This is a genomic window from Sphingobacterium sp. UBA7253, from assembly GCF_002472745.1.
In the GTDB taxonomy this organism is placed as follows: domain Bacteria; phylum Bacteroidota; class Bacteroidia; order Sphingobacteriales; family Sphingobacteriaceae; genus Sphingobacterium; species Sphingobacterium siyangense.
In genome coordinates this window covers 624-25,725 of record NZ_DKSP01000130.1, presented here as the reverse complement: position 1 = coordinate 25,725, position 25,102 = coordinate 624, and the positions used below count along the sequence as shown (strand labels likewise).

General features: G+C 39.1%; 27 protein-coding genes and 1 pseudogene. 14 read left to right on the top strand and 14 right to left on the bottom strand.

The window, feature by feature from the left end; genetic code table 11:
* A pseudogene (locus tag B2X72_RS13460) lies at positions 1-209 on the top strand (hypothetical protein); the annotation flags it as partial.
* 153 nt (positions 210-362) lie between these two features.
* Here the strand turns inward: B2X72_RS13460 and B2X72_RS13455 are convergent.
* Both B2X72_RS13455 and B2X72_RS13450 read right to left on the bottom strand, forming a co-directional pair.
* Positions 363-776 carry a hypothetical protein gene (locus B2X72_RS13455; protein ID WP_286849906.1) on the bottom strand — a complete coding sequence of 138 codons (414 nt, stop codon included), beginning with the start codon at positions 774-776 and terminating at the stop codon, positions 363-365.
* A 12-nt stretch (positions 777-788) separates the two neighbouring features.
* A complete protein-coding gene (locus tag B2X72_RS13450) occupies positions 789-1,568 on the bottom strand; it encodes an AraC family transcriptional regulator (protein ID WP_075992143.1) in 780 nt (259 codons plus the stop codon).
* Between the two features lie 92 nt (positions 1,569-1,660).
* Between B2X72_RS13450 and B2X72_RS13445 the strand changes: the two genes are divergently transcribed.
* The 6 genes from B2X72_RS13445 (at position 1,661) to B2X72_RS13420 (ending at position 7,506) form a co-directional block, all read left to right on the top strand.
* Complete coding sequence (locus tag B2X72_RS13445; protein ID WP_286849903.1) at positions 1,661-1,912, top strand: hypothetical protein; 252 nt, start codon at positions 1,661-1,663, stop codon at positions 1,910-1,912.
* Positions 1,899-3,233, top strand: a complete 1,335-nt coding sequence (locus B2X72_RS13440) for a TolC family protein (RefSeq protein ID WP_286849901.1) — start codon at positions 1,899-1,901, stop codon at positions 3,231-3,233. Before B2X72_RS13445 ends, B2X72_RS13440 begins: the two co-directional genes overlap by 14 nt.
* 10 nt (positions 3,234-3,243) lie before the next feature.
* A complete protein-coding gene (locus tag B2X72_RS13435; protein WP_286849898.1) occupies positions 3,244-4,290 on the top strand; it encodes an HlyD family secretion protein in 1,047 nt (348 codons plus the stop codon).
* 2 nt (positions 4,291-4,292) lie between these two features.
* Positions 4,293-5,882 (top strand): MFS transporter, encoded by a 1,590-nt coding sequence (locus B2X72_RS13430; RefSeq protein WP_286849895.1) that lies wholly within the window; start codon positions 4,293-4,295, stop codon positions 5,880-5,882.
* A gap of 274 nt (positions 5,883-6,156) precedes the next feature.
* On the top strand, positions 6,157-6,744 hold the full coding sequence (locus tag B2X72_RS13425; RefSeq protein ID WP_286849893.1) for a Crp/Fnr family transcriptional regulator: 588 nt from the start codon (positions 6,157-6,159) through the stop codon (positions 6,742-6,744).
* Positions 6,745-6,798: 54 nt separating this feature from the next.
* Positions 6,799-7,506: an MBL fold metallo-hydrolase gene (locus B2X72_RS13420; protein ID WP_286849891.1), complete on the top strand. Its 708-nt coding sequence runs from the start codon at positions 6,799-6,801 to the stop codon at positions 7,504-7,506.
* 90 nt (positions 7,507-7,596) lie between these two features.
* Here B2X72_RS13420 and B2X72_RS13415 read toward each other — a convergent pair whose 3' ends face one another.
* Positions 7,597-8,067: a DinB family protein gene (locus tag B2X72_RS13415; RefSeq protein WP_286849889.1), complete on the bottom strand. Its 471-nt coding sequence runs from the start codon at positions 8,065-8,067 to the stop codon at positions 7,597-7,599.
* Between the two features lie 124 nt (positions 8,068-8,191).
* Between B2X72_RS13415 and B2X72_RS13410 the strand changes: the two genes are divergently transcribed.
* The gene (locus tag B2X72_RS13410) at positions 8,192-9,832 is read left to right on the top strand and encodes a hypothetical protein (protein ID WP_286849887.1); all 1,641 of its coding nucleotides are present in this window, start codon (positions 8,192-8,194) and stop codon (positions 9,830-9,832) included.
* 168 nt (positions 9,833-10,000) lie between these two features.
* Here the strand turns inward: B2X72_RS13410 and B2X72_RS13405 are convergent, their stop codons facing one another.
* Entirely contained in the window at positions 10,001-10,942 is a 942-nt protein-coding gene (locus tag B2X72_RS13405; RefSeq protein ID WP_286849885.1) for a hypothetical protein, read from the bottom strand.
* A 9-nt stretch (positions 10,943-10,951) separates the two neighbouring features.
* Positions 10,952-11,431, bottom strand: a complete 480-nt coding sequence (locus tag B2X72_RS13400) for a hypothetical protein (protein ID WP_286849883.1) — start codon at positions 11,429-11,431, stop codon at positions 10,952-10,954.
* Positions 11,432-11,705: 274 nt separating this feature from the next.
* On the opposite strand from B2X72_RS13400, the gene B2X72_RS13395 reads away from it, so the two are divergent.
* Positions 11,706-12,452 (top strand): nucleotidyltransferase domain-containing protein, encoded by a 747-nt coding sequence (locus tag B2X72_RS13395; protein ID WP_286849881.1) that lies wholly within the window; start codon positions 11,706-11,708, stop codon positions 12,450-12,452.
* A complete protein-coding gene (locus B2X72_RS13390; RefSeq protein ID WP_286849879.1) occupies positions 12,449-13,516 on the top strand; it encodes a nucleotidyltransferase domain-containing protein in 1,068 nt (355 codons plus the stop codon). The genes B2X72_RS13395 and B2X72_RS13390 overlap by 4 nt, the downstream gene beginning before the upstream one ends.
* A 122-nt stretch (positions 13,517-13,638) precedes the next feature.
* On the opposite strand, the gene B2X72_RS13385 is transcribed toward B2X72_RS13390, so the two are convergent.
* The 9 genes from B2X72_RS13385 to B2X72_RS13345 all read right to left on the bottom strand — a co-directional run bounded on the left by B2X72_RS13385 (position 13,639) and on the right by B2X72_RS13345 (position 21,276).
* Entirely contained in the window at positions 13,639-14,403 is a 765-nt protein-coding gene (locus B2X72_RS13385) for a LytR/AlgR family response regulator transcription factor (protein ID WP_286849876.1), read from the bottom strand.
* A complete protein-coding gene (locus tag B2X72_RS13380; RefSeq protein ID WP_286849873.1) occupies positions 14,384-15,400 on the bottom strand; it encodes a sensor histidine kinase in 1,017 nt (338 codons plus the stop codon). Before B2X72_RS13380 ends, B2X72_RS13385 begins: the two co-directional genes overlap by 20 nt.
* 120 nt (positions 15,401-15,520) lie before the next feature.
* Positions 15,521-15,919, bottom strand: coding sequence for a DoxX family protein (locus B2X72_RS13375; protein ID WP_286849870.1), 399 nt, complete (start codon positions 15,917-15,919; stop codon positions 15,521-15,523).
* Positions 15,920-15,945: 26 nt separating this feature from the next.
* Entirely contained in the window at positions 15,946-16,989 is a 1,044-nt protein-coding gene (locus B2X72_RS13370) for an alpha/beta hydrolase (RefSeq protein WP_286849868.1), read from the bottom strand.
* 43 nt (positions 16,990-17,032) lie between these two features.
* Positions 17,033-17,473 (bottom strand): hypothetical protein, encoded by a 441-nt coding sequence (locus tag B2X72_RS13365; RefSeq protein ID WP_286849867.1) that lies wholly within the window; start codon positions 17,471-17,473, stop codon positions 17,033-17,035.
* Positions 17,470-18,450, bottom strand: a complete 981-nt coding sequence (locus tag B2X72_RS13360) for a heme-binding domain-containing protein (RefSeq protein WP_286849865.1) — start codon at positions 18,448-18,450, stop codon at positions 17,470-17,472. The genes B2X72_RS13365 and B2X72_RS13360 overlap by 4 nt, the downstream gene beginning before the upstream one ends.
* 126 nt (positions 18,451-18,576) lie before the next feature.
* On the bottom strand, positions 18,577-19,350 hold the full coding sequence (locus B2X72_RS13355; RefSeq protein ID WP_145327346.1) for a DUF1223 domain-containing protein: 774 nt from the start codon (positions 19,348-19,350) through the stop codon (positions 18,577-18,579).
* A 33-nt stretch (positions 19,351-19,383) separates the two neighbouring features.
* Entirely contained in the window at positions 19,384-19,842 is a 459-nt protein-coding gene (locus tag B2X72_RS13350; RefSeq protein WP_145327345.1) for a protein-disulfide reductase DsbD N-terminal domain-containing protein, read from the bottom strand.
* Between the two features lie 135 nt (positions 19,843-19,977).
* Positions 19,978-21,276, bottom strand: a complete 1,299-nt coding sequence (locus B2X72_RS13345; RefSeq protein ID WP_286733379.1) for an epoxide hydrolase family protein — start codon at positions 21,274-21,276, stop codon at positions 19,978-19,980.
* Between the two features lie 378 nt (positions 21,277-21,654).
* Between B2X72_RS13345 and B2X72_RS13340 the strand changes: the two genes are divergently transcribed.
* The 4 genes from B2X72_RS13340 (at position 21,655) to B2X72_RS13325 (ending at position 24,799) form a co-directional block, all read left to right on the top strand.
* Entirely contained in the window at positions 21,655-22,602 is a 948-nt protein-coding gene (locus B2X72_RS13340) for an alpha/beta fold hydrolase (protein WP_286849863.1), read from the top strand.
* 141 nt (positions 22,603-22,743) lie between these two features.
* Positions 22,744-23,535, top strand: coding sequence for an SDR family oxidoreductase (locus tag B2X72_RS13335; RefSeq protein ID WP_145327342.1), 792 nt, complete (start codon positions 22,744-22,746; stop codon positions 23,533-23,535).
* 39 nt (positions 23,536-23,574) lie between these two features.
* Entirely contained in the window at positions 23,575-23,976 is a 402-nt protein-coding gene (locus B2X72_RS13330) for a GlcG/HbpS family heme-binding protein (protein WP_145327341.1), read from the top strand.
* 19 nt (positions 23,977-23,995) lie between these two features.
* A complete protein-coding gene (locus B2X72_RS13325; protein ID WP_145327340.1) occupies positions 23,996-24,799 on the top strand; it encodes a helix-turn-helix domain-containing protein in 804 nt (267 codons plus the stop codon).
* Positions 24,800-25,102: the final 303 nt, after the last annotated feature.

The following is a 25,102-nucleotide window of genomic DNA, read 5'->3' as shown; positions in this document are numbered from 1 at the left end:
AAATTGAAAAACTAAGAGCTGCGGTCAACAATATTGGCTCCCTTAAGGCATTTGGCATTTCCAAGGAAGACTGGGAAAAAAATCTGGATTATATGGCCCAAAATGCTTTGCAAGATCCATGTACTGGCTTTAACCCGCGTAAGCCTAGCCTACAGGACCTAAAAGACCTTTATAGCGCTTGCTACGAAGGTGTGATTTACGAGAATTAATCGAACAGACCACAGAAAGCGGTTGTAGCGAAAGTGCGCAATCGCTTTCTTCTGAATAAAAAGCACTGCTCCAGCTGAAACCGCAACCAATGTCTTATAAACGAAACTAAGTTTCAATCGTTTAAAATAAAAGATGCTGTATCGATAAAGATGCTATCGATTGAGGGTGATCGCCATTTTGTCTTCTTCGGGCATGGACATGACCAGTACTTGGGGAATAAAGCAATACGCTATTCCATCAATCTTCGAGATATCCATATCGACATAGTTAATCATGGAATCAATTTTAACCCCGTATTTTATAAGAGAAGAATAAAGTTCTTTGGTCACCTTTGTTGCTTGCTCAATGCCGCCCATGCATTCAATTATATGGGGCGATGTTTGACTTAGAATACCTTCGATATCTCCGGAAATAGACGCTTTTGTCATGGTTGAAAGTGCTTCCCTAAGCTGCGGATCTTTTTGAGCAGAGCTTATATGGTGAAAAATAGTTAATAATGTAATTAACAAAAATGTTCTTTTTCGCTGAATGTTTTTAAACTTCTTGAACCAATTGTTGCTTTGCATAATGGAAAGAGGCTATTTCGTTTTAAATTCCGTAGGTCTCATATTGGTGAGCAGATAAAAGTTATTGCTAAAAGCCGCTATATTTGAATAGCCAATCTCGTAGGCAATCTCAGTCATATTGAAATCTGTATCGTTGATTAATTCCATTGCCTTAATAATTCGTAGCATTTTTAAGTACTGAACAAATGTAATGTGCAATTTATGCTGGAATAATCTGGTGAGACTGCGAACACTCATTCCCGATTGCTGAGCAATCATCGCTAAACTTAGATTTTCATTTAACCGATTTCTAAAACTGTCGATTATGGTATTGAGCCTTTGATCGTCTGTTGTAGGAAGTTGTATGGAGAATTTTTTGAGATTTTCTTTTGATAATACGCCTTTCAGCGTATTTAAAAATTCATACTCCCACGAACCTTTGTAATAATCACCTTGCCACTTCTCACTAAATGAGAGCATTTCTGCCAGGAGCTTACTCACTGGATAAATGCCCAATTCCTCATAAAAATTACCAGCACTTTCTTCCGGAAAATAGATATTGATAATAAACAGGTCCTGCGTATTGAACATCAGGTTGTGCCGATAATTTTTTGGTATCCAAATATAATGATTTGAGGGAATATAGAAGTCCTTTTCGTCAGTCTGCAAGTAAGCAATCCCGCCATAAACTAATAACAACTGAGCTTTATTGTGCTGGTGAGCAGGCAAACGCTGCTCCGTTTGCTGTCGCATCACGAGGATTGAATCAGGGTTTTGATCAACAATATGTATTATTTGACTAAGAATTTCCATGTGGCCAAATTTAATAAATATTAGGCTAATTATATAAAACCATACTTCGCCATGCTGGATAATTTTGCAGTGTAAATAATAGTAAAGTCATTATGAAATATAAAATTATAACATCTCACAAAGATTTTAAACTTGAAACACAAGCTCAAAAATCTGATAATAAATCACATCATTCAGATGAAGAAATTGACAGTGCATATATCTTCTGGTTTGCTTATGGGTATAACTATGCTTTTATGCCAATGGTAGATTTAACTTTTGCCTTTGATGAATTGAAAAAGATCGTAAGACCATGGCCAGTAAAAGGAAAGAAATATATAAAGAAAACCGATGAAACAATATAGAACAGTCCCTATTTTGGGCATATTGTTAGCCCTATTTGTACAATCACTCTATGCCCAGCATATAGAAAATGCGCGGGTATTAAGTTTGGAAGAAATTTGGAAAGTAGCCGAAACAAATAACCGTCAACTGAAACTATCCGACCTACATCTCCAGCAGAGCAATTTAGAAATATTGGAAGCGAAAGACCGTTTGTTGCCGGAGCTTTCGGTTGGTGGAGATGCAAAACTCAATTCCAAATTCCTGATCTATGACAATGGATTATTTTCTTCTCCACAGGATGTGCCTGTAAAAGGTTATGGTTATGGCGTGGGTTACAACCTGAACGTCAATCTTTACAATTGTGGTAAAGACAAAAGAAACATTGTCATGAAAAAGGAAGAAGCGGTACGCATACAATATGAAGTTGATCTGCAAAAGCACAGCGTAAAATATAATGTTGCAGCTGCTTACTTTGATCTATACAAGTTTCTGCATTTCCATGATTTTCTTGATGCAGAAATTGGTGCAGAAAAAAAACAACTGGCACTCGTAGAAAGCCTGCATAAAAACGGCACTGTGCTAAAGAGCGATGTACTGAGAACCTCCGTAAAATTAGCGCAACTGGAGCTCAGCCTTTCTGATGTTACGAAGAAGATTGAAATCGCTAAACAACGGCTCAATATTCTGATGAGGCGTGAAAATGATGCTGAGCTGGCAATAAAATACCAAGATACAATCGAGTTAAGCGCTATCACTGAAGGTGACTATGAGGATTATGTAGACATCGCTTTTAACAAATCGCCGGCATACAAGATTGCCTATAGCACTGTCAAATTGAGCGAAATGAACATCAAACAGGTAAAAGCGACGCTGTTACCTAAAGTCTCCTTGTATTCAACTTACAATTACACCTATCCGCAGATTTCATTCTATCCGTATTCTAATGATTTATGGGGATTTGGTCAGACGGGGGTTAAAGTCCAGTTTTCTATCGATAATCTATACAAAAGCAAGCATTCCATCGCTCATGCCCAAGTGGTCAGTAATGAGGCAAGAGAAAAAGCGAACATTAAAAAAGATGAAATCTATCTTCAGGTAAAAGAAGCTTATTTGCAGCGGCAACAGGCTTTGGAGAGTATGGAAACAGCGGAGCAAAATATCATTAAAACCGCCGAAACTGTTCGTGTTATCAGAAGTAGCTACATAAACCAGGAATCACTTCTTACCGATCTTCTAGAAGCCGAAAATGCTTTACTGGAAGCTAAATTTAATCTGACAACGGCACAAACAAACGTCAAACTTACGCATATTAGGCTATTGGCAATTATCGGAATTCTTTAATACAAATATCATGAACAAAAATAAAACAGATAAAATTGTTGTAAGCTTAACCAAATGGTTTGGTATCACATTATTCGTAGGAATCATTATTTGGGCAGCAGCTTATTTTTTCGAGGGATATCGCTATGAACAGACCAACGACGCTCAGATTGATGCCTATCTTTCCCCGATAAACGCAAAAGTAGGGGGCTATATCCGTAAAATATATTATAAGGACAATCAGCAGATTAAAAAGGGCGATACACTTGTGGTGATTGAATTGGATGAGTACGGGCTGAAAAGAGATGCTGCGTCCGCAGAACTCATGAGCTCACAGGCCAAATTACCGATCTTGGCGGCAAGTGAAGAAACGCATGTTAAGAGCATTGCAGTCATCAAAGCCCAATTGGGAGGTGCTAAAGCGCGATTGAACCAGCAGCAAAAAGAATTTGATCGGTATAAAAATCTACTGGCGGACGAATCGACCACACAACAAAAATTCGACAACATCAGTGCTACTTTATCCATCACCCAATCAGATTATGACCAGACAAAAGCTTCTTTACAGGTCGCCGAATCTAAACTAAACGATTTCAGGGTACAGCGCAATGCCATAGAGGCAGAGATAAAGATAAAAGAAGCACTTCTCGAAAGACAAGAATTGGACATTAGATATACCGTTATCACAGCACCTTTTGATGGACAAATCGGGAAGAAGACCATTCAGACAGGACAACTGATACAGCCCGGACAGACTTTGGCATTCTTGGTGAACAGAGCCGAGGAAAAGTGGGTAATAGCAAATTTTAAGGAAACACAGATTGGGAAGTTCAAAATCGGTCAAGCGGTATCTGTTGAAGTCGATGCTTTTCCAAATGAAAAATTCACCGGTAAAATCGAGTCCCTTTCGCCAACCACAGGATCCCGTTATTCGCTGCTTCCGCCAGATAATGCTACCGGTAATTTTGTTAAAATCATCCAACGTATTCCTGTTCGGATTAAACTGACCGATATGTCCGAAAAATTAATTAAGCTTTCTGCCGGAATGAATGCGAATGTTTACGTTTTAAAAAACTAACGATGCAAGCACATAAAATACCAATTTTTAAATCCTGGGTATCAGAATGGATGGCAAGGTCCGTCATATTTGCTATTCTCATGAGCAGTCTGTTTAGTTTTGCCTTTTACGGAAGTCCGGTTGCTGCGATGGGCTTTTACGGAATACAAGCTACCGATGTACAATATGGTATGGTCGTTATTTATGGTTCTACCGTAGCCTTTCTGGCTCTGGATTTTAGAATCGTAAAATATTTTGCACCAAGGGAATATCTACTGCTGGCACTTGCGGTAAATGTACTATGTGCTGTGGTCTGTTTTTATTTCAGAGATTGGGCATTATTTGTTTTCTGTCAGTTTTTGCAGGGTATTACCTGTGCATTGATGTCGGGAATTGTGTTACAGCTTATTTTTCCACGGTTACAGTCTGTACGTGCCCGTGTGATTGCTTATAGTCTCCTTTATGGCAGTATACAAATAGCTGTACCATTTTACTCCATCTATATCAGTGTCGTCATTCATTTCTTTGATTTCAACTGGATATTCTACGGATTTATTATTGTAGTCATTATGCTGACAGGTGTTGTTTTACTTACCATGAACAGTAAGGCCCGGTTTACCAGAAAAATACCACTGTATCAGGTGGACTGGATAGGCTATTTATTTTATGTGTCTTTTATCTTGATAGTTGGATACATCCTTGTGTACGGACGACAATTGGGATGGTTTGATAGTTCATTAATCAGCACACTTTGTTTAGTTAATTTAATTATTCTTTCTCTTTTTATTAGCAGAGAATTGAAACTTAAGCGACCATTAATCAATTTACAGATCTTTAGAACAAAGAATTTCGTTTTTGGGCTTTTGCTTCTTTTTACCTTTTATATCTTTAAAGGAAGTACTGGGCTTGCCTATGGTTATCTTGAAGCGATTTTAGGAAACCATCCACTGAGTACCATTCCGATATGGATTGCGGTAATTGTTGGAACTGTTTTGAGCATGTTTATCATTTCCCGATTTGTCTTGATGGGCTATAACCTGATCCGGATGATTATTGTTGGTTTTGGGTTGATGGCAGTATATTATGCCTATATGATACTATTTGTTTCTGTACAGGGCGAAACGGCCGATTTCTTTTTGCCCATGTTTATTTATGGTGTGGCAACAGGTGTATTGTTTGTCCCGATTGTTTCATTTGCGGCATCGTCAGCGCCTTCCAAAATCGCCGTCCATGCCTCTCTGATTGGTATATTTTCAAGGTTCATAGGCTTTACAGCTAGTCTGGCACTTAATAATGAGCTTCAATTATTTGCAAAATCATCCGTAAGGGAAAAGGTGCGGGAATCGCTCACCGAAACCAGCCCTCAATTGCCTGTTACCTTACTGGATATTCAAAACCAGTACATAAATGCAGGCAGTGATATGTATACGTCAAAAACAGTATCTTCCGGCTATTTTAATCAAATGATCGGTCAGCAAATATTGGCTCGCGCTATCAGGGACTATTATGATCTGATGTTGACAGGTTTGATTTTTGTCATCATTATTCTGCTGCTTTTGCCTCAAATTCAACATGTTGTTTTGAGATTAAGAAAAGGAAATGTTCCTTATTAAGGTATTGTTATTTCAGAAATTATCAAAGCAAAGTATTATGTAATTCCAAGGCCGGGATCGAACACTTGGCGCATGAGCCTATGGGCTACAAGATTACGCAACCGATTTCGTTTGAAGGAAATTTTCTGATCCGAAATTTTATAAATAATTTGTCGTAATGACGCCTTTTTTAGCAGTCAAACGTGTTAATGCAATTATTCTTAATTTTGTATGCCGGATTTGGTATAGGCTCCAAATTTTTTAAGATCAGCAATAGAGGACAAAATAAGATGATATGACGGATGTGCTTGAAAAATATCTATTCTCGATAGGGATGTTGTCTGCTGACGAAATAAATTTTTCTGTTCAGTTCTTCAAATCACTTGGTTTGAAGAAGGGTGATTTTTTTATTCATATGGACGAACCTTGTCGTCATATTGGATTCATATCCTGTGGTGCGGTAAAAGCATATGCTATTGACAAGGAGGGCAAAGCAAATATAACCTGCTTTAAATTTGAAAATGAATTTGTAACCTCATTCCCTGAGTTTGTCGCTCAGGAAAAATCCAGAAGGAGCATCAGGGCTGTGGAAGATAGTATAATCCATAGGATAAGCTATACTGATTATCAATACCTTCTTGGTCAAGTGAATTCTTGGCACAAGGTTATACAAGCTGTGATGGAACGGGAATATAGCCAAAAGGAACAATATCTCCTGAATTACAATAATAAGTCAGCTCTGGATAAATATCACTATGTTCTTTCGAATGAACCCAAGCTCGTTCAGCGCATAGCGACACAGGACCTGGCATCCTATTTGGGCATTACACAGAGATCTCTTACACGGGCGAAGGGACAAATACACAGCCCCAAAGTATTATAGGACAAATGTCCTTATGTATTTCTGTTCAGTGATATAGATTTGCACAAAAAAGCTATGTTACATCAAATTGCCCAAGAAGTGTTCCATGTTCCATTGATGCCACGAAACAGTATCAACTGCTATATCGTAGAGGGTGTATTAGTTGATTGTGGGATACGAAGTTCATACAATGTGCTGAAGGATGCCCTTCAGAAAATACCTGTCCACCAACATGTACTTACGCATGCGCATGCAGACCATCAGGGTTGTAGTGATCAGCTCTGTGATGAGTTTGGAATACCTTTACTTTGCCATGGAAATGAAGTGGCTAGGACAGAAACAGGTATGGTAACCAATGATTATCCAAATCCCAAACATTGGATTGCAAAACTTCAACAAAAATATTGGGCAGGACAGGGCCACAAAGTCGACGGTACACTCGTTGAAAATGATAGCATCGGAAACTTTCGGGTCATAGAAACTCCAGGTCATTCAAGCGGTCATATTTCTTTATTTCGTGAGCGAGATGGTGTATTGATAATCGGGGATGGCGCTACAAATATGAATCTGCTCACAACAGTGACTGGCCTAGGGCTCCCTCCAAAAATATTCACGTCGGATCAACAGCACAATATTAGATCGCTTCAGAAGTTGGCAGGACTGAATCCCTCCATCATATGTTTCGGTCATGGCCCGGTGATGCGAAATACGGACCGAAAGTTTGAGCAATTTGTAGCGGAATGCGTATCGTTGTTCAATTCGCGAACCACGGCCCCTGTATGAAAGTAAAAAACAAAATAAGAAGTTCCTTATTTCTTGCGATGCTCTAGTGAATTTTTCAAATTCAGGACTTTTATGAAAACTGGGAACATCTTATTGCCTAAGAAGTTTTAAGTAAGTTAATATTATTCCGCTGTGCTCGGCTTCGTGAAAGTTAGCAGCTTTAAGTGCTTGGATGTGATTATTAATGGAGAAGCCAATTGGTAAGCTGAATGGTTGGTATTTAACAAATATACCCGATGCTAGATCTTTACTAAGTTGGTTTACTGTATAAAGCAATAGATGTTTTATTTCATCAAGGTCTGGCGTATTTTTCCATGTATGCGGTGCAGTTCCAATTTTGAACGTTTCCATAAAATCCTGTGATATATGCATTGGAAGGCCACTACGCATATACATATGTCGCTGTTGGGAAGTGATACAGTGACCAATTTGCCAAACGATATTATTGTTAAAGCTTTCTGGAATCTTAAATAATATGTTATTATCAGCTGTTTCTATTAATTGTAATAATCTGGTTCTGCTGGCTTTTAAAATTTCAAATTCAAATAATTCATTCGTCATAGTATTGGTTAATATTTTAAATTAATTTAATAAACTCATTGCGAATTTCATCTGATATACATATATTAACGAGTAAATATTCAAAGTCCAGTTAATAAATATTCTAAACCAAAATCTTGTAATTATGATCTATCTCAAGCTAAATATACACTATAAGATTTTGGTATTTATTTTTTTTCTTTCTAGCTGTACAATTGTAAATAGACCAATAGCTAAATTAAATAAGTTTGCTCAAGGGGGAATGAATCAATTGACAAATGATTCATTAGGACTAAAGATTGATTTCTATGGGAACGCAAACCTCGGATCTAAGTATATAGATTTAAAAGATGTCAGGTCTGTTTTTCGAAAGAGAAAAATAAAGTTTCCATCAAAGAATATTGTTTTGTGGGGTACATATGATGTGACAAGAAACCCGATGTATTTTGTGGGTAGTTTGGAAACTTTTTTAGATGTCTCAAAGTTCACTGCAGATACTTCTATGTATCATTGTATTTATTATCGAAGTATTCAGAAAAATAGAGATAATATAATAAGTAGTGTAGCGATCCCATATAAAAAAGGTTCATTTCTTTTGATTAGCGAGGTTAGGACGGAAATCACCGATATGCAAGAAAGTGCTAAGGATGTTTTAAAAAGCATAAAAACTTCCTACAATTCTTTGGCTTACGGAGCAAAATTTGTCGAGCAAAAACCAGATGAAGAACCCGATTATTTTAGTATAGCTGAGTCAGCTTTTAAAGATAGGGGATATGTTAACTATGTATACCCAAGAGATACCTTAGAAAAGCTTGTTCTGCAAAACGAAAACAGCCAATTTGCGAACGAATTATTTAAATCATATAGTTCGTTTCTTGGTGAAAGTGTTCAATATGATAGCGCGACTAAACAAGAACAACAAGCAGTCGAAAAAACGGCTGTTACAATCGACGAGATAGTCGAAAAAATTAAGGCACATCGAGTGCTTATGTTTAACGAGAATCATTTACAACCACGCTGCCGTTTGTTAATCAATCTTTTGCTACCAAAACTTTCCAAAGAAGGTTTTAATGTCCTGGCTTTAGAAAGTCTATCCGAAGATGAAGACCGGATTAATAGATTGGGATTCCCAAATGTTGAGAGTGGATTTTACACTAGGGACCCTAATATGGCGAATCTCATTAGAACGGCAAGAATTTATGGCTTAAAAGTGATTGGCTATGAAGATTTTGGCAATGCAAGTCAAAGAGATCTCCAACAAGCTAAGAATCTTATTCAAAAAAGTGAAATCGCTACAAAAAATCAAGTTAAAGTTATTGTATTAGCCGGAGGAGGACATATTGAAGAGGGGGATACTGGAGAAAATAAAAGTATGGCTCAGTATTTTAAGAAACTGACTAAAATTGATCCCTATACGATTAATCAAGTTAAATTTTTAGCTATGCAAGAAATTAACGATTCAATATACGTTATGGATAACAAGGTGTTGAATGGTAATGACTTGTATTTATCAAATAATCTGAATAGCGATAAAATAGTGATTGGATCCAATGATTTCAATCGAAGATATCTTCTATTAAGTACTGATTCGACCAAATCAGGCAAATCTGCCATTTACATCTATCATGAGAAGGAATATCAATTTGATAAAACAGCGATCCCAGTTTACTTGTCACCTTCCCAAAAGGATTCGGTACAGATAGAGCTTCCAAAGGGAATATATAGATATCTCAAGAGAGATTACTATGGCGCTATAATTCATCAAGAAATTATTGAAGTGGAATAATAAACTGATATGAGTTTTGGTCAGAAGAACTGGAAGCCGCAACTTATCGGAATTTTTTCTTGACAATACTTCTTGATTTAAATCATATCAATCTTGAAGGGTAATTCGAATAGATAACCAATAGTTAAACTTAGGAGTCCGCTTTTAAATTTAGGCATTAAAATTAAATTACTCAGCGATCATCACCTTTTCCTCCCTGATATTATTTAGAAAATCCGTGTATTTTATGGGTAGCATTTTTCTGTGGTAATAAAAATAGAAGTCAAATGAGCCCCCGATGATTCCCTTTTCCGGAGTATATACAAATCGATCAATTCCTCGCTCAAAATCATAATTATACTCATGTTGTGTCCAATCCACATAGGTCCAAAACTGATATCCCGTTGCATGCTGTGCTAAGGTGATTTTTTTGGATAGATATTCTCTTCTGTCCCGGGACCAATCTAAAAAGGAGAGCGGGTCTTCACCTGTTCGATATAAAGGGAATTGTAAACTAGGGTAAGCTCCTTTAAATATTTTTTCGAATTGAAGTACACTATAGGCCGAATCTTGGGTATTGATAGTCCCATAGACATTCGTAAAAGCTTGCGGACGATTGCGGACTGCATAAAACTGTAACAAACAATACTTTGGTGCATAGTAAGTATCTCCTCTTTTTATAATTAGCTTATACGCATTAAAATACTTTGTTGTTTGCTTCACAGTGGTGTTGAAGTACGATAACGTATTTTTTTTATGAAGCTCTTCCAGATCTTTAAAGTTAATCATTGAAGAACGTACAGTATCGGGGTTGATTTCATACCAATCTTCTGAACCATCTAAATCAGGGAGAATGGAAAATAGCATGATATTATAATCATGTTGTCCATTATATATACCCTTATTACCAATAAACGTCTGTACCCTACTGATTACATTAAAAAGATGCACTTCACGCTTAATCTTATATAGCGGATACGTGTTTAACCTAAAGGATGACGTTACGAACTCTTTGCTATCTTCTTCAAAAAGGAAATATTTGGTCTGACTAAATCCTTCAGTATAGAATAATAGGTAGATAACGATCAACCAAATTTTAAGGCACTTTGTTCTAAGCTTAACAATGTTCATTTTTGACTGTTATTTGAATTCACCATCCCATTTTAAAGTGATTCTGTTCTCTGTATTGGTCTCGAATTCTAAAATTTCTCTATTCCCATATTTTTTGGTTACCAATGTTCCCTTGGTTACGTTGATTCTGTCGGTTTGTCCGTAATCTTCCTCTAATTTATAGGATACATCTATAGCATTATTTTTCACAATCGTTGAGACAGAATTGATAAAATAGCTGCCAGAAGAAAGTTGATTGTTACGGGTAAAGAACAGTAATTTTATGCTATTTTTACTAGTCGTAGAGCTAAAAGTGTACAGATGATTTATTCCGTCTACTAGCTTACCATCAACAATTAGATTTCCGATCGATGTTTGTTTAGATCCCTTATCAAAGGCATAAATAGCTTTGTTTACTGTAATTGTACCTATGCCGTTTTCTTTTTCTTCGTTTTTTTTACATCCGATAAAAAAAGAGACTATAAAGATGACTGGAAATAAAAATTTCATATATGGTTTTATTGGGAAACTCAAATCTATATATTATTGAGTATTAATGCAAGTCGGTGTTTTAGGTTTGACGAATGGAAGAGTTGCTACCTTATTTTACGCAATCTATCTGCGTACTTTTATGTTCCTATGTAAGGGTCGATTTTTCACGAAAAATTATATGCCTGATATTGAGTAATCTCCTGTTGTTTTTATGTTCTTTTTTTAATGCGCAAAAAGGCTTCAGTATCGCAATCGATCTTTGTGTTAATGAAAAATTAAAAAACACGAAGAAATGAAAGCACATATCATTAAAAAGCTAATGGAAATAGAAGCGAGTGAAGGGATACGTATACTTTTTGCCTGTGAATCAGGAAGTCGGGGTTGGGGTTTCCCATCCATCGACAGTGATTACGACGTACGTTTTTTTTATGTGCGAAAAGCGGAGGACTACACCCGCTTGTTTCCGCTGGCGACCGAAATGCGATTTCCAATAATCGATGACCTCGATATGGTAGGTTGGGACCTTTTTAAAGTACTCACATTATTGTATAGGAGTAATGTGAGTCCATTTGAATGGATACAGTCGCCAGTCGTCTATTACGAGTTTAACGGATTCAAAACAAGTTTTAGGACAATGGTCGAAAATTATTTTGACGCACGTAGGCACGCCCATCATTATTTAGGGATTGTTCGTAGCAAAATTGAAGATCTCCAACGAGAAACGATGAAGCTCAAGAGCTTATTTTATATCCTAAGATCTTTACTTTCAGCAGACTGGAATATCACCTATCGCAGTTATGCGCCTATGACATTGGCAGAACTATCCGTATTATTGCCTGATGTTGTAAAAATCGAAGTGTTGGAATTGCAGCTGTTGAAGAGTCAAGTAGATGAGGGGTTTATATACAACTGTTCAGCGTCCATAAGGAATTATATTGAAACAAGGTTAATAGATTTAGAGCATCAAGTAAAACAGGTTCCCGTATCCGTATCGGATAAGGAAGGACTGGAGAATTACTTTAAAACCGTATTAAGATGACTATAGACGAACTTCGAGATAGCGGGCTGATCCTGTTTGAGGCCGTTGTAGGTAGCCGAGCATATGGATTGGCGACAGCATCTTCCGATACCGATATCAGGGGGGTATTTTATCTGCCCCTGGAATATTACTTGGGCGGTCAATATATTGCGCAGGTTGCAAATGCAAGCAATGATGAAGTTTACTATGAGCTCGGGCGCTTTGTGAAGCTTCTTTCAAAGAGTAATCCTACTGTATTGGAGCTTTTGGCTAGTCCTACCGATTGCATATTATACAAAGATCCTCTGTTTGATCAATTTAAAATGCAGGATTTTATCACCAGAGAGGCCGCAATGACCTTTGCGCAATACGCCATGGTACAGGTGCGGAAGGCAAAAGGATTGAACAAGAAAATCAACAATCCGATGGATCGAGAACGTAAAAGTTTACTGGATTTCTGCTTTATCATAGCTGGTAATGGTAGTTTATCGTTAAGAGCCTGGTTAAGCAAGCAGTTGTGGAAACAGGAAAACTGTGGTTTAGCGAAGATCGAACATGCAAAGGGGATGTATGCCCTGTATTATGATGAGACTCAGACTTTGGGTTACAAAGGCATCGTTGCTACACCAGAGAGCACTGAGGTTTCCTGCAGTTCTATCCGTAAGGAAGAAACACTTTGTGCGTACCTCTTTGTTAATCACGAAGCTTACTCTTCGTATTGTAAGTCCTATAATGAATATTTTAGTTGGGTTTCAGAACGCAATGAAGCGCGCTTTCTAGGGACAATGAATCACGGGCAGGGCTATGACGCCAAAAATATGATGCATACCATACGTCTATTGCAACAGGCAAAAGAGATTTTGTCTAAAAGTGAACTACAGGTACAACGTGTCAATAGGGAAGAGCTCCTGCGCATCAAAAATGGTGCTTATAGCTATGATGAACTTTTTGTCTGGTCGCAAGAGCTCTTTCAGGAAGTGCAGGAACTCTGCTTGCACAGTTTACTTCCGGCAGTGCCAGATCAGGATAAGCTAATGCAGCAATTGGTTGGCATGCGTAAGCAGCTTTATCAGATCAAGCTATAATTCCTAATGCAAGGATCTAATCTGTTATTCCAAATGATCTTACGAACTTTAAATTAGATCGAAGACCAAAACAGGTTAACTTTTAAGTGGACATATTCAAGCATAAAGCGGACATTTGTTTCTTAACGATCTTCCAGCCAACTGAGGAACTGGGCGGTCTTTTCTTTGCCTATAAGCAGCTTATGGTCTGTGTGGACAGTCAATTTGACATATAGCTTCCTGGCGAAATAATGTTCAACCTCTTTAACGGCCGAAAAACTGATTAAATACTGTCTGTTCAGCCGAAAAAAATCTTTGCCAGATAATTGGGTGGCCAGCTGATCCAGGGATTGACTGAGATCAAAATGCTCACCCTTAAAAGTCACCATGGTCGGAGAGGTGTAGTTAATATAGATAAAGGCAATATCTTCTGTCTTCACCGTCATGTACTTATTGTTTTTGAACACGAGAAAGCTCTTCTTTTTATTGTCTTCGCCACTGATCTTCTGGATCAGTTCAACAAGATTATTTTCGGTGGTTTTCTGAAAGAAATTCTTGAAATTATCTACCTTTTCAAAAGCGTTTTTTAGGTCTGTTTCTGAAAAGGGTTTAAGTAGATAATCAATTCCGTTCTCTTTTATAGCCTCCATTGCGTATTCACCAAATGCTGTGCAAAAGATGACAGGACATATAACCTTTACCGACTTGAATATATCAAAACTGATTCCGTCAGAAAGTTGTATATCCATAAAGATAAGATCCGGGCTGGCGCTGTCAGAGAGGTAATCTATAGCTCCTTCAACGCTCTGGATCTTTGCCATGATCTTAGACTCTGGACGAAGTTTCAATATCAGGTTCTCGAGGGAACGGGCAGCTTTAATCTCGTCCTCAATTATTAGTATGTTCATATATAATGGGAAGTTTTATAGTAAATGTTTCAGTATCCATTAGGATACTAATCTCCTTTTCGGATAGATGAAGATAACGCTGGTTGATATTTTCAAGTCCTAAACCGGTAGAAGGTTCCGATATTTTTCTGGGCTGCATATTATTGCTGACAATAAGGTAATCACCTTCCTGCCCAATGGATATATGTAGGGGTTTCTCAAGTGAAACTATATTATGTTTAATGCAGTTCTCTACCAAGAGCTGCAATGTAAAAGGAGGAATAAAACTTCCATAAATTTCACGTCCTAGATTCATTGAAACAACTAAACCTTCCTCAAAACGTGCTTTTAATAGGTAAATATAGGAGTCCATGATCTGTAGCTCCTCTCCGAGTGGAAGTAGGTTCAGTTTGAGGCTGCCCAAAGTAAACCTGTAAAAATCAGCAAGCTTGATGATAAATTCCGCTGACTGAGTGTCATTGCTTTCCACCATGTATTTTAACGTGTTGAGACTGTTGAACAGAAAATGCGGATTTACCTGCTGTTTTAAAAGCTCATACTGTGCTGCGAGGTTCGCGGACATCGAACGCTCAAGTTCCCGCACCACCTGCTGGTTGAGATAAGTTTGGTATAGAAGATGTATAAACATATAGAAAGTCAGGTTGATGAGTACACCTCTGACCTCATACATCAGCATTTTAGGTCCAAAATTGAGATGTGAAAGGATGTAATACTGTATTGAGGAAAGTAGGAACATCAATACCAAACCAACTCCTAAACCTCTGAAAAGTTGAGGTGATATCACATTTTTGCTGCCCGTTTTCTTTGTATAGGCTGGTATCGAATAGATATTGTAGTACCAGATCAAAAGAGCAAAACCCGTGGTTACACCAAAGTCGGCAATACCCTCAGAAAGAATAAAATTATGGTCCACAATCTTTGGGATAGATGTTAGTATACCCAATGATATTGAACTGATCCATATTAGTTTATGGGATATATAAAAAGGTGTCTTCATACTTTGCTCACCGTTGTTAAGCTGATAATGTTTTATATAATTTGCTGGTATTTCGGGCTGTTTGAAATACCAGCAAATTAGCGAAAAATGTTTTATATCTAAATACCTGATACTTGTAATTTAAGTATTTAGATCTTTTGCTGTATAAATGACATGATTTATCCTATTAAATGAAAAATAGGTAACTGAAAGGATAGTAATGGCAACGCATGTATCGATTACGGAAGAAGGTCCAAGAACAGCAATTTTTGAGAAGAACGCAAAAATAATGTCAAAATACATACCTGCGAAAACCCATTCCTTAAGCCTTTTAAATCTATTCGGGATCAGTAATATGGTAACACCTAAAATTTTGAATACACCGAGAATGTATATAAAATGCGCTGGATAGCCTAATTTTTTTGTGATGTCCCATACTGCAGGGTTATGTGTCAGTTCAAAAAAGCCGCTGAGCCCAAACCATATTGATATCAGGATACTTCCTGTAAAATAAATCTTTTTGTATGTTGAATTTTTCATAATATTTTTTGTGATTAATTTCTTTATTATTTAGAGAGCGAGTCGGCCTCAATAATGGCATCCGCAAATTCTTTGGGAGCTTCGTGTGGTAGGTTGTGTCCGATCCCTCCCGTCAGGTTATGGTGTTTGTACTTTCCTCTATATTTGGAAGCATAGTTTTCAGGGAGTGGAAACGCCGCACCGTTGGCATCACCTTCCAGGGTCACGGTCGGTACGGTGATATCCGGTGATTTGGCGAGCTTTGTTTCAAGTTCGTCGTACTGTTTCTCTCCGGGAGCCAGCCCCAACCGCCAGCGATAATTATGGATCACGATAGCAACATGGTCAGGATTTTCAAACGATTTGGCCGAGCGCTGATAGGTTTCTTCATCAAAAGACCATTTCGGGGAGGCTGTTTTCCAAATCAGTTTGTTAAAAGCCGCTGTATGTGCTTTGTAACCTTTGTAACCCCGCTCCGTTGAGAAATAGTACTGGTACCACCACAAGAATTCAGCAGCCGGTGGAAGTGGGATCTCATTTGTTTTGGGGCTCCCGATCAGATACCCGCTTACGGCTACGAGTGCAGAAACACGTTCCGGCCAGAGGGCAGCCATGATATCGGCAGTCCTGGCGCCCCAGTCAAAGCCCCCAACAACAGCTTTATCTATTTTCAGGGCATCCATGAAGGCGATGATATCGAGCGCCACAGCTGACTGCTGTCCGTTACGTACAGCCTTTGGCGAAATAAAGGTTGTTGTTCCATAACCCCGGAGATAGGGCACAAGTACCCAGTATCCTTTTGCTACAAGCAATTCAGCGGATTTTTCAAAACTATGGATATCGTATGGCCATCCATGGAGCAGTATAACGGGCTTTCCAGTTTTTGAACCGACCTCTGCGTAGCCTATATCAAGCAGTCCTGCCCTTATTTTTTTTGTATGCTGGAATGCGGAGTCTACGGTGTTGTCAGCCTGTGCATGTTTATCCTGAGAAAGCTGTTGGGCGTGGACTAATGATGCACCTGCTGTGGCAATCAGGGATAACGAGAGGGTGAAAATCACCTTTTTGCCAAAATTTGCTATTGTATTCATTGGATCTGTTTTTTGTCGATTTTAAATTATTGAGTTGAAGCTATCATTGTGGAAAATTTACGGGATCAGTATCCATTATGTCGGCAATACGCTGCTCTCTAGATTCCCCGGAGGGTATTTCACCATATTCTGTGGTATAGTCCAGTTTGCCATCGCCGCCGGCTTTTACCGTTTCTACACGCAAGAGTTCACCGTTTACTTTACTCCCAAAATATTGCGGATCTTCCATCATTTTATAGGTAACAAGCTTGAGGGAAACGCGGTCGTGACTATGTCGGGCTCCTTCCAGGAGGGACAGGGCTTCCTTATTCCCGTATAATGCCGACATCGTCTGCCTGTCCGTATTAAAAGATGATGAGTTAAATTTCAGTTCGCCGGGTTCAAACATGAACCGTATTTTTCCATTCTCTTTATCTGATATGTTCTTGCTGCATGAGCCGAAGATTAAACTACATAGAAATAGTACGGATAAGATCTTTTTCATTTTTGGACAGTTTTTAAATATTGCTGGATCATTCTTTTGGAGCTCACTTTCGGCGGAACATTGAACAGGTAACCCGTCGATTCTGCGAGCTGCCTATGACAGCTGATACAGGACTGTTGGGCAAACAGTGCGGTCTTTCCGGTAGGTTTTAAATCTTGACCATTGAATTTCGCAAAGCCCCAGCCTTCGGTTTCCTTAAATGTTTTTCCGTCTTTTACCATGTACTGCATGTTTACGAAATCTCCGGGCACGATATCTCCATTGGATTTTCGGGTCTGTTTAAAAACCGCCTTGGCCACTGCACTGCCATCGGGCCAGGGGTGGAAGTTTTCCTCTTCGATAGCGCGGACAGCGATGTCATTTCCGTAAATCACGCGTATTGTATTGTCGATAAGCGTGCTCATGCCGATCACTTTCCAGTTCTTAAAATCGGCATTGTACGGGATTCCGTTCGGTGATACCGGGGCAAGGGCAGCTGTTGTTTCTATTACGTTCGCAATACCTTGACGTGCAGGTAGCAAACCATCTTTTGCGGATAGCGAAAGGGCATACTGTTTTATGGTCGCTACTTCAACAGCAGATAGTTTTGAGTCCGGATGTGTGAGCGCATAGGAAGGCAGGGGCATCTTACCCGCGTTTACCATATTGTAAATGGCATAAAATTTACTTTTCTGTTCCGCATCGGAGAGCTTATCCCACTCGGAAAAATTCATCACTTCCCGTGCACGGTTAATATCCCTGTTTACGATCCACGATACCGGGGCAATTTTATCAAAGAAAGATAGCCGCTGCTCATTGGAATGGCAGTTGAAACAGGAACGTTCTAGGATAAGCTGGACCTGTTTAGGCACATTTCTGATATGTCCGGTTACGGCTTTTTGTTCAATGGTTCTATTGAAAAATTGAAGGGCGATAAGACCGACCACAATGCAGATGAATATGGTGGGTATCAGTTGGATTCGCTTTAGGAGTTTCATGATCTTGCTCTTTTGTTATGTTAAAATTAAGGTAAAGTACTGCCCTAGGGAAGCTCAAAATAGTTGGACCGGACATATTGCAGGTTGAATTCTTCTTTTGGATCCCCGAAGTGGACAATCTATTTCCTAAAGGTTTATGCTTGTGGCAGCTAGTATTTCTCCGGATTTCTTGTCCTGCTCGAAAGCGATGATTTCCCATGCATGACCGGTTTCCGGAAGTTTAAAAGAGAAACTGTCCTGGGCTTTAGTGCCCATGCTCTTCAGCTCGCGTACAACCTGCACATGGGAGAGGGCTTTTCCGGCGTTCTCTCCCGCAGATACCTGAGAGGAAGCGTGTTTCTGGACAAGAGCGACCAGGATGTCCGAATTTTTGGAGCTAGAGGATGATACATAAGCGATCTGGATATTTTTGCCTTCGGCTTTCAATACTTTTAAAGCAAGGGTTTCAGTATGTTGTTCCAGCATCGCGGACTGGATGCTGCTGATGACTTTGCCTGTTTCCGATCCGACCATTTCCTGTTTGCCATTGATGACCATCTGGGGGGTATATAAGGTACTTAGATTCATCCATGTGGCGTACTGTTTCTGTCTTTCGGTAAAACTGCTTTTGCTGAAGTGATCTTTCCATCCCTGATGATCCCAGTAATCGACATGAAAGGCCATGATATAAAGTTTTTTATTCAGGTTATCCTTCTCAAGTTTTGCAATAAGCTCATCTGCGGGAGGGCAACTCCAGCAACCTTCTGAAGTAAAGAGCTCGACCACCGCGAAGCTTTTGTCGGAGTTGCTGCTTTTGATCTTTTGCAGGTTTTTATCATCATTGATACCCTTGAAGGCCATGATCAGGGCAATGATCAAAGGCAGGCTCAAAACGTATAGTATTTCTTTTATTGATTTCATGATCTAAATTTTTAAGCTGTTTATAGTTTGTTTTTAGTTGAAGATTTTTAGGGAGAAGCCGAAATCCTGTGGCGGAACACATACCTGATCGCTGCACTGCATAAACTGAATGGTTCCCCGGATTGTTCCATTTTTGCCCTTTAATCTGATCTTCTGACCGAACTCGACCTCATTTTCAAAATAGGTAACTGGCATGCCCAGAAGTTTATCAAACTTCAACAGTGGGCTGGGCTGGCTCACATTTCCCACCAATTGGTAAGTTCTGTCAGGCTCGAATTTAAAATTCATCTTGATCGGGCTCAGGGGGCTGTTGCCCAGTGCATACATATGCCATCCGGGGGCGATCCTGGCCTTCATCCGTATTTCGCCTTCTTCGGGGGATTTCCTTTTAAGCGTGCATTCCCATGTCACCTGACCAGATAAGGTCTGTCCTTTTGAGTGTGAGCAGAACATCATCAAAACTGTCACTACTAAAATTGCTAATCTGTTCATTTCTATATTTTTAATAATTAAACCTTAAATTCTTTGTGCAAATAGACTGGAATTATGCTTTTGCTGCCACTGTAAACTGCTTGAAATAGACGTTTTAAGCCCTGAATGGACAGTTTGGATCATAAAGGAAGATCATCACAGTTGATCCCGTAGCGTTTTAAAAGCGTTCCTCATTTCCTGCGTGAAGAGCTCCGGCTGTTCCCATGCCGCAAAGTGCCCACCTTTTGGTGCGATATGATAATAGTATAAAGAAGGATAAGCCGCTCTCGACCAGCTTTCTGGTGCTTGATAGATTTCATGCGGAAATACTGAAATAGCTACAGGAATTTTTATGCGCTTTGTTTGCTGATGTTCGGAACTGAAATTGTTGTTATTATTTTCCCAGTAAAAGCGGGACGAGGATGCTCCGGTATTGGTTAGCCAATACAATGTTATATCGTCAAGGATCGCATCGCGGCTAATTACTTTTTCTGGCCGGAGATTACTTTCTGACCACTCAGCGATCTTTTCGTATAAAAACGCTGCTAGTGCAGTTGGAGAATCAGAAAGCAAATAGCCTGTAGTTTGTGGCCTAGTCACCATCATCCCGCCATACGCTGCGTTTCTGCCAAAGAAAGTGCGCATTGAATTATAAGCCTTTGTTTCTTCTGGAGAAAGGCTTGTCGGAGCGGGATCACCAGCGTTGATCGGTTTTACCAGGTCTGCAGGAATTGTGGCCGGCATGGTCAGGTGGATACCCAATAGCCCCGAAGGAGCCTGTCTTGCAAGCGCGTCGGAGATTACAGACCCATGGTCTCCACCTTGAGAAACATATTTTGTGTAGCCCAGACGTTTTACCAAAATATCCCAGGCTTTGGCAACACGCTCTGGGTTCCAGCCAAGTTCTTTAGGGATTTCGGAAAATCCATATCCTGGAATTGCGGGAATGATAACATCAAAGGCATCTTCAGCTTTACCACCGTATTTGACGGGATCTGTCAGTGGGCCTATAGCATCGATAAATTCCATGGGTGACCCTGGCCACCCATGTGTAAGGATAAGGGGTAAGGCACCTTTTTCCTTTGAACGCACGTGGATAAACTGTATGTCAAGTCCATCAATCTTGGTGACAAACTGTGGCAGCGCGTTCAGTTTGTTTTCAAGCTTACGCCAGTCATAGCCATTTCCCCAATAATTGATCAGTTCTTTTAACTGGGCTAGTTGTATGCCCTGTGATTCATCGTTTACCGTTTCGCTATCTGGAAACCGGGTCTCCGAAATACGTCTTTTCAGTTCATCAAGTTTAACTTGTGGAATATTGATCTTATAAGGTCTGATACCGGTTTCTGAGTTTACGCTTTCCGTTTTTGCTATGGTGTGCTGTGCACTTGTAATTGTAGGAATACATAGTGCGCATGTCGCTACCATAAGGATTGTTGTTATTTTTGTCTTCATTTCTTTTTTGTTTTAGATTTTACGATCTGATTTCTTTTGTTGCAACAAATGTATGTTGGTCGGCGTGGGTGTTAAACGGAGAATAGGTTCAAGTGGACATATTCACAGGTGAGCTGGGAGTTTTAAAGCTCGAACAGGAAGTTCCATTTTTATAAATCGGATTGAAAGTAAGATATCGGTAGATAAAAGAACCGGCTATGTAGGTTTTTGATAGAAAGCATTGTCCTTTAATGAACGTAGAGGTACTTTTCTATGAAACTATATGAGCCGCGGAATTGACTAATTCACTTACAAAATTGTCCGGTTCAACTGTTTTGGGTATGTACTGCTTTGGGGATCGTTTTAAGTTTGCTTTATAATCATTAAAACAATAATAAAATGAAGACATTCAGAAAATTTACTATCGCAGGCGCACTATGTTTAAGCCTTTTTTCCGCAGTATCGTTTTCGTGTAGCAACGATAATGATTTACCAATAGGGCAGGAGACAACCATTGTAAATCACAAAAATGCGAAGACCAGCTTCATCAATGTGAAAGGAACAGATTTCGCTTACCGAAGTTGGGGTAAAGATGGAGGAATTCCGCTAGTATTACTACCTGGAACAGGTGGTTCTATGGATGATTGGGATCCTGCCGTGACCGACGGTCTCGCGAAAGAATACAAATTGATCATATTTGATAATAAAGGAGTGGCATCTTCCAAAGGAGCTACCCCCAATACTATTCAGGCAATGGCTAACGATGCCATTGATTTTATCAGAGCATTGAATTTAGGGAAGGTCAATATTATGGGATTTTCAATGGGCGGATTTGTGGCTCAAAGAATTGTTTTGACGGATCCCGGATTAATTAATAAAATAATTTTAGCTGATAGTGGGCCTAAAGGAGCTATTGGTCTTTCCAATCTTCCAAATATAATTGCTGGAAGTGCTGGACTTAGCCCCGAAGATTCCTACTTAAAATTCGGATTTACCGATTCACAGTCAAGTATTGCGTCTGGAAAATCATCTTATGCTAGAGTTCATCAACGGATAATTGATAGAGATCCAGTGCTTAGCGATGCCAGTTCGTCTGCTCAGTTTACAGCTGTACTAACCTGGGCACAGCCAGACCCCGGAGCACTGAATGAAATTAAGGCTATCAAAAAACCTGTTTTAATCGTACATGGTGATCAGGACCTTCCAATTTCCATTCAAAATGCCTACAATATGAAACAAAATTTAGAAAACGCTATTCTTTTGGAATTTTCAGATTCGGGGCACGCCGCATTTTATCAAAATTATGAGACTTTTTTAACGAAGGCTGTTGCATTTCTTGCTCAATAGGTTATCTGAAACAAAAAATGATAAATAGCTAACACCCAACAATTGCTTGGACTTTCTGCCAATATAATTTTGAACTTCTCACGAATTAATTTCATCGCTAATTAGTCCAATTTTGCTGTATAACTTTTAAATACAGAAAATATGAGCAAGAGAATTTTAATCACAGGAGCTGCAAGTGGATTTGGAAAAATTGCCGCTTTTGATTTAGCAAAAAAAGGACATAAGGTGATTGCAACAGTGCAAGTTTATCCGCAAATGAGCGACTTGATAAGAGATGCCAAAGAGCAAGGCGTAGAAATGACTGTGGATAAATTGGATGTAACCAATGCTACAGATATCGCTTATATCACTAAAAAATACGATATCGATATTTTGATCAGTAATGCCGGAATTATGGAAGGTGGTCCCATTGCGGAGCAGCCTGTAAACCTAATCCGTTCGATGTTTGATGTCAATGTTTTTGGTGGATTGCAACTGGCGCAAGGTTTTATCAAAAAATTTATTGACGAAAAAAGACCTGGTAAAATTGTTTTCACAACTTCTATGGGAGAATTATGGACCGTTCCTTATGTGGCCGCTTATTGTGCATCCAAGCACGCAATGGGATCAATCGCTGAGGGGTTGAAAACAGAATTGGCGCCATTCAATATCAAGATTGCAACCTGTAATCCGGGTATTTTTGGAACCGGTTTTAATGATCGAGGTGTTGATACAATTTCCCGTTGGTACAATCCCGAAACCAATTTTACACCTCCATCTGCATTCGATGGTACTGCCGAAGCTTTGGCCAACCAGTTAGATCCTCAATCGATGGCGGAGTGTATCGTTGATGTGGCGTTGGATGAAAATTCGAACTTCAGAAATGTACATCCAAAAGAAACAGAAGATTTTGTAAAACAATTGCAGGCAGAAGCTTGGACGGCTAAAAGCTAAATAGAAGTCCATAAAGCACGGATCATAAAAACTTGAAAAATGAACATAACTTATAACGAAGCAACGAAAGCCTTAAATGCTTCCATAGAAAAAGCGAAAGCTTTAAACATTCCCGTAAGCATTGCAGTGGTTGACGCTGGGGGGCATCTGCTTGCTTTTGCAAGATTAGACAGTGTCTTTGGAGTAATAGAATTTGCCGTAAAAAAAGCCAGAACCGCCGTAATGTTCGGTGTAGATAGTGACATAATGGGCACAATCGTTTCCGGAGCAGATATTCACGGATATGGAATGCTGAATTCAAATGACGGACTATTGACCATTGCTGGAGGTGTCGTGCTGAAGGATAAAAACGGGAATATCATTGGGGCTATAGCTTCTTCGGGGGGCTCTCCAGAACAGGATAAAGAAATCGCGGGTGCAGGAGCTGTCGGGTTGAATTAAAATTTAAGATATTTGTGGTATGGAAGCAAAGCGTGAAATTATTTTTGATAAGTTGGTCTATTCCTGTGTATTTGAAAAGCATAGAGGAAATGAAGAGTTTATTCCCGAGCATTTCTTAGGATTTCAATTATCGGGAGAAACACACGCTTTTCACGCTGACGGAAATAGCGTAATTCCTGAAAACGTCGTCGTATTGGTTCGTAAAAATCAATTAATAAGAACGATAAAATATCCTGCAAAATCGGGGAAATACCAATTTGTATCCATTACGTTGGACAAGGAAACATTGCAACAGTATGCCTTGGAAAACAAAATTGTGGTGGACAAAAAATACACCGGCAAACAGAAATTGTTATTTGAACCGGATGATTTTCTGCAAAATTATTTCGTTTCACTGGCTCCGTATATCAATAAGAAAAAAGAAGCAACGCCACGATTGGCAGATTTAAAAATCAGGGAAGCCATCGAGTTATTAATACAGTGCAACCCTGATTTTAAACAAATTCTGTTCGATTTTTCCGAACCCTACAAAATAGATTTGGAAGAATTTATGAACCAGAATTTTATGTTCAATGTATCAGTAACATCTTTTGCAAAACTGACCGGAAGAAGTCTTTCCGGCTTTAAGCGAGATTTTGCTAGAGCATTTGGTACAACGCCAAAAAAATGGTTATTGGCAAAGCGTTTGGACGAAGCCCATTATTTAATCAGGCACAAAAAACAAAAGCCATCCGATTTTTATCTGGATCTAGGGTTTGAGAACTTATCCCATTTTTATGCTTCGTTTAAAGAAAAATTTGGAACAACCACAACTGGGCTCTAATAGAACAATGGAATTTTTAGGACAATTGGGCGTATTGTTCAAGCAATATCGCGACAACAACGACTCAGTCGCCCGGCACCGCGATCAAGGGAACGAATTGGACAACAGACCCGTGATCGGGTCGGTGAGTTTTTTATAAAAGATCAAACGAAAAGGAATCAACCATTGTTATAAGAATACTTTTCATAAATTAGGTTAATAACAGGTAGTAAAAACCTTGAGATCCCTCTCCTCAAGGTTTTTTTATTTTTTTAGGAACCGACCATTCCTTTATGATAAGGTTTGTTATGCATACTTATTGAA

Excerpts from the sequence above, each read along its gene's own strand:
- B2X72_RS13455 (WP_286849906.1), bottom strand. The coding sequence starts at position 776 with ATGCAAAGCAACAATTGGTTCAAGAAGTTTAAAAACATTCAGCGAAAA.
- B2X72_RS13450 (WP_075992143.1), bottom strand. The coding sequence starts at position 1,568 with ATGGAAATTCTTAGTCAAATAATACATATTGTTGATCAAAACCCTGAT.
- B2X72_RS13445 (WP_286849903.1), top strand. The coding sequence starts at position 1,661 with ATGAAATATAAAATTATAACATCTCACAAAGATTTTAAACTTGAAACA.
- B2X72_RS13440 (WP_286849901.1), top strand. The coding sequence starts at position 1,899 with ATGAAACAATATAGAACAGTCCCTATTTTGGGCATATTGTTAGCCCTA.
- B2X72_RS13435 (WP_286849898.1), top strand. The coding sequence starts at position 3,244 with ATGAACAAAAATAAAACAGATAAAATTGTTGTAAGCTTAACCAAATGG.
- B2X72_RS13430 (WP_286849895.1), top strand. The coding sequence starts at position 4,293 with ATGCAAGCACATAAAATACCAATTTTTAAATCCTGGGTATCAGAATGG.
- B2X72_RS13425 (WP_286849893.1), top strand. The coding sequence starts at position 6,157 with ATGACGGATGTGCTTGAAAAATATCTATTCTCGATAGGGATGTTGTCT.
- B2X72_RS13420 (WP_286849891.1), top strand. The coding sequence starts at position 6,799 with ATGTTACATCAAATTGCCCAAGAAGTGTTCCATGTTCCATTGATGCCA.
- B2X72_RS13415 (WP_286849889.1), bottom strand. The coding sequence starts at position 8,067 with ATGACGAATGAATTATTTGAATTTGAAATTTTAAAAGCCAGCAGAACC.
- B2X72_RS13410 (WP_286849887.1), top strand. The coding sequence starts at position 8,192 with ATGATCTATCTCAAGCTAAATATACACTATAAGATTTTGGTATTTATT.
- B2X72_RS13405 (WP_286849885.1), bottom strand. The coding sequence starts at position 10,942 with ATGAACATTGTTAAGCTTAGAACAAAGTGCCTTAAAATTTGGTTGATC.
- B2X72_RS13400 (WP_286849883.1), bottom strand. The coding sequence starts at position 11,431 with ATGAAATTTTTATTTCCAGTCATCTTTATAGTCTCTTTTTTTATCGGA.
- B2X72_RS13395 (WP_286849881.1), top strand. The coding sequence starts at position 11,706 with ATGAAAGCACATATCATTAAAAAGCTAATGGAAATAGAAGCGAGTGAA.
- B2X72_RS13390 (WP_286849879.1), top strand. The coding sequence starts at position 12,449 with ATGACTATAGACGAACTTCGAGATAGCGGGCTGATCCTGTTTGAGGCC.
- B2X72_RS13385 (WP_286849876.1), bottom strand. The coding sequence starts at position 14,403 with ATGAACATACTAATAATTGAGGACGAGATTAAAGCTGCCCGTTCCCTC.
- B2X72_RS13380 (WP_286849873.1), bottom strand. The coding sequence starts at position 15,400 with ATGAAGACACCTTTTTATATATCCCATAAACTAATATGGATCAGTTCA.
- B2X72_RS13375 (WP_286849870.1), bottom strand. The coding sequence starts at position 15,919 with ATGAAAAATTCAACATACAAAAAGATTTATTTTACAGGAAGTATCCTG.
- B2X72_RS13370 (WP_286849868.1), bottom strand. The coding sequence starts at position 16,989 with ATGAATACAATAGCAAATTTTGGCAAAAAGGTGATTTTCACCCTCTCG.
- B2X72_RS13365 (WP_286849867.1), bottom strand. The coding sequence starts at position 17,473 with ATGAAAAAGATCTTATCCGTACTATTTCTATGTAGTTTAATCTTCGGC.
- B2X72_RS13360 (WP_286849865.1), bottom strand. The coding sequence starts at position 18,450 with ATGAAACTCCTAAAGCGAATCCAACTGATACCCACCATATTCATCTGC.
- B2X72_RS13355 (WP_145327346.1), bottom strand. The coding sequence starts at position 19,350 with ATGAAATCAATAAAAGAAATACTATACGTTTTGAGCCTGCCTTTGATC.
- B2X72_RS13350 (WP_145327345.1), bottom strand. The coding sequence starts at position 19,842 with ATGAACAGATTAGCAATTTTAGTAGTGACAGTTTTGATGATGTTCTGC.
- B2X72_RS13345 (WP_286733379.1), bottom strand. The coding sequence starts at position 21,276 with ATGAAGACAAAAATAACAACAATCCTTATGGTAGCGACATGCGCACTA.
- B2X72_RS13340 (WP_286849863.1), top strand. The coding sequence starts at position 21,655 with ATGAAGACATTCAGAAAATTTACTATCGCAGGCGCACTATGTTTAAGC.
- B2X72_RS13335 (WP_145327342.1), top strand. The coding sequence starts at position 22,744 with ATGAGCAAGAGAATTTTAATCACAGGAGCTGCAAGTGGATTTGGAAAA.
- B2X72_RS13330 (WP_145327341.1), top strand. The coding sequence starts at position 23,575 with ATGAACATAACTTATAACGAAGCAACGAAAGCCTTAAATGCTTCCATA.
- B2X72_RS13325 (WP_145327340.1), top strand. The coding sequence starts at position 23,996 with ATGGAAGCAAAGCGTGAAATTATTTTTGATAAGTTGGTCTATTCCTGT.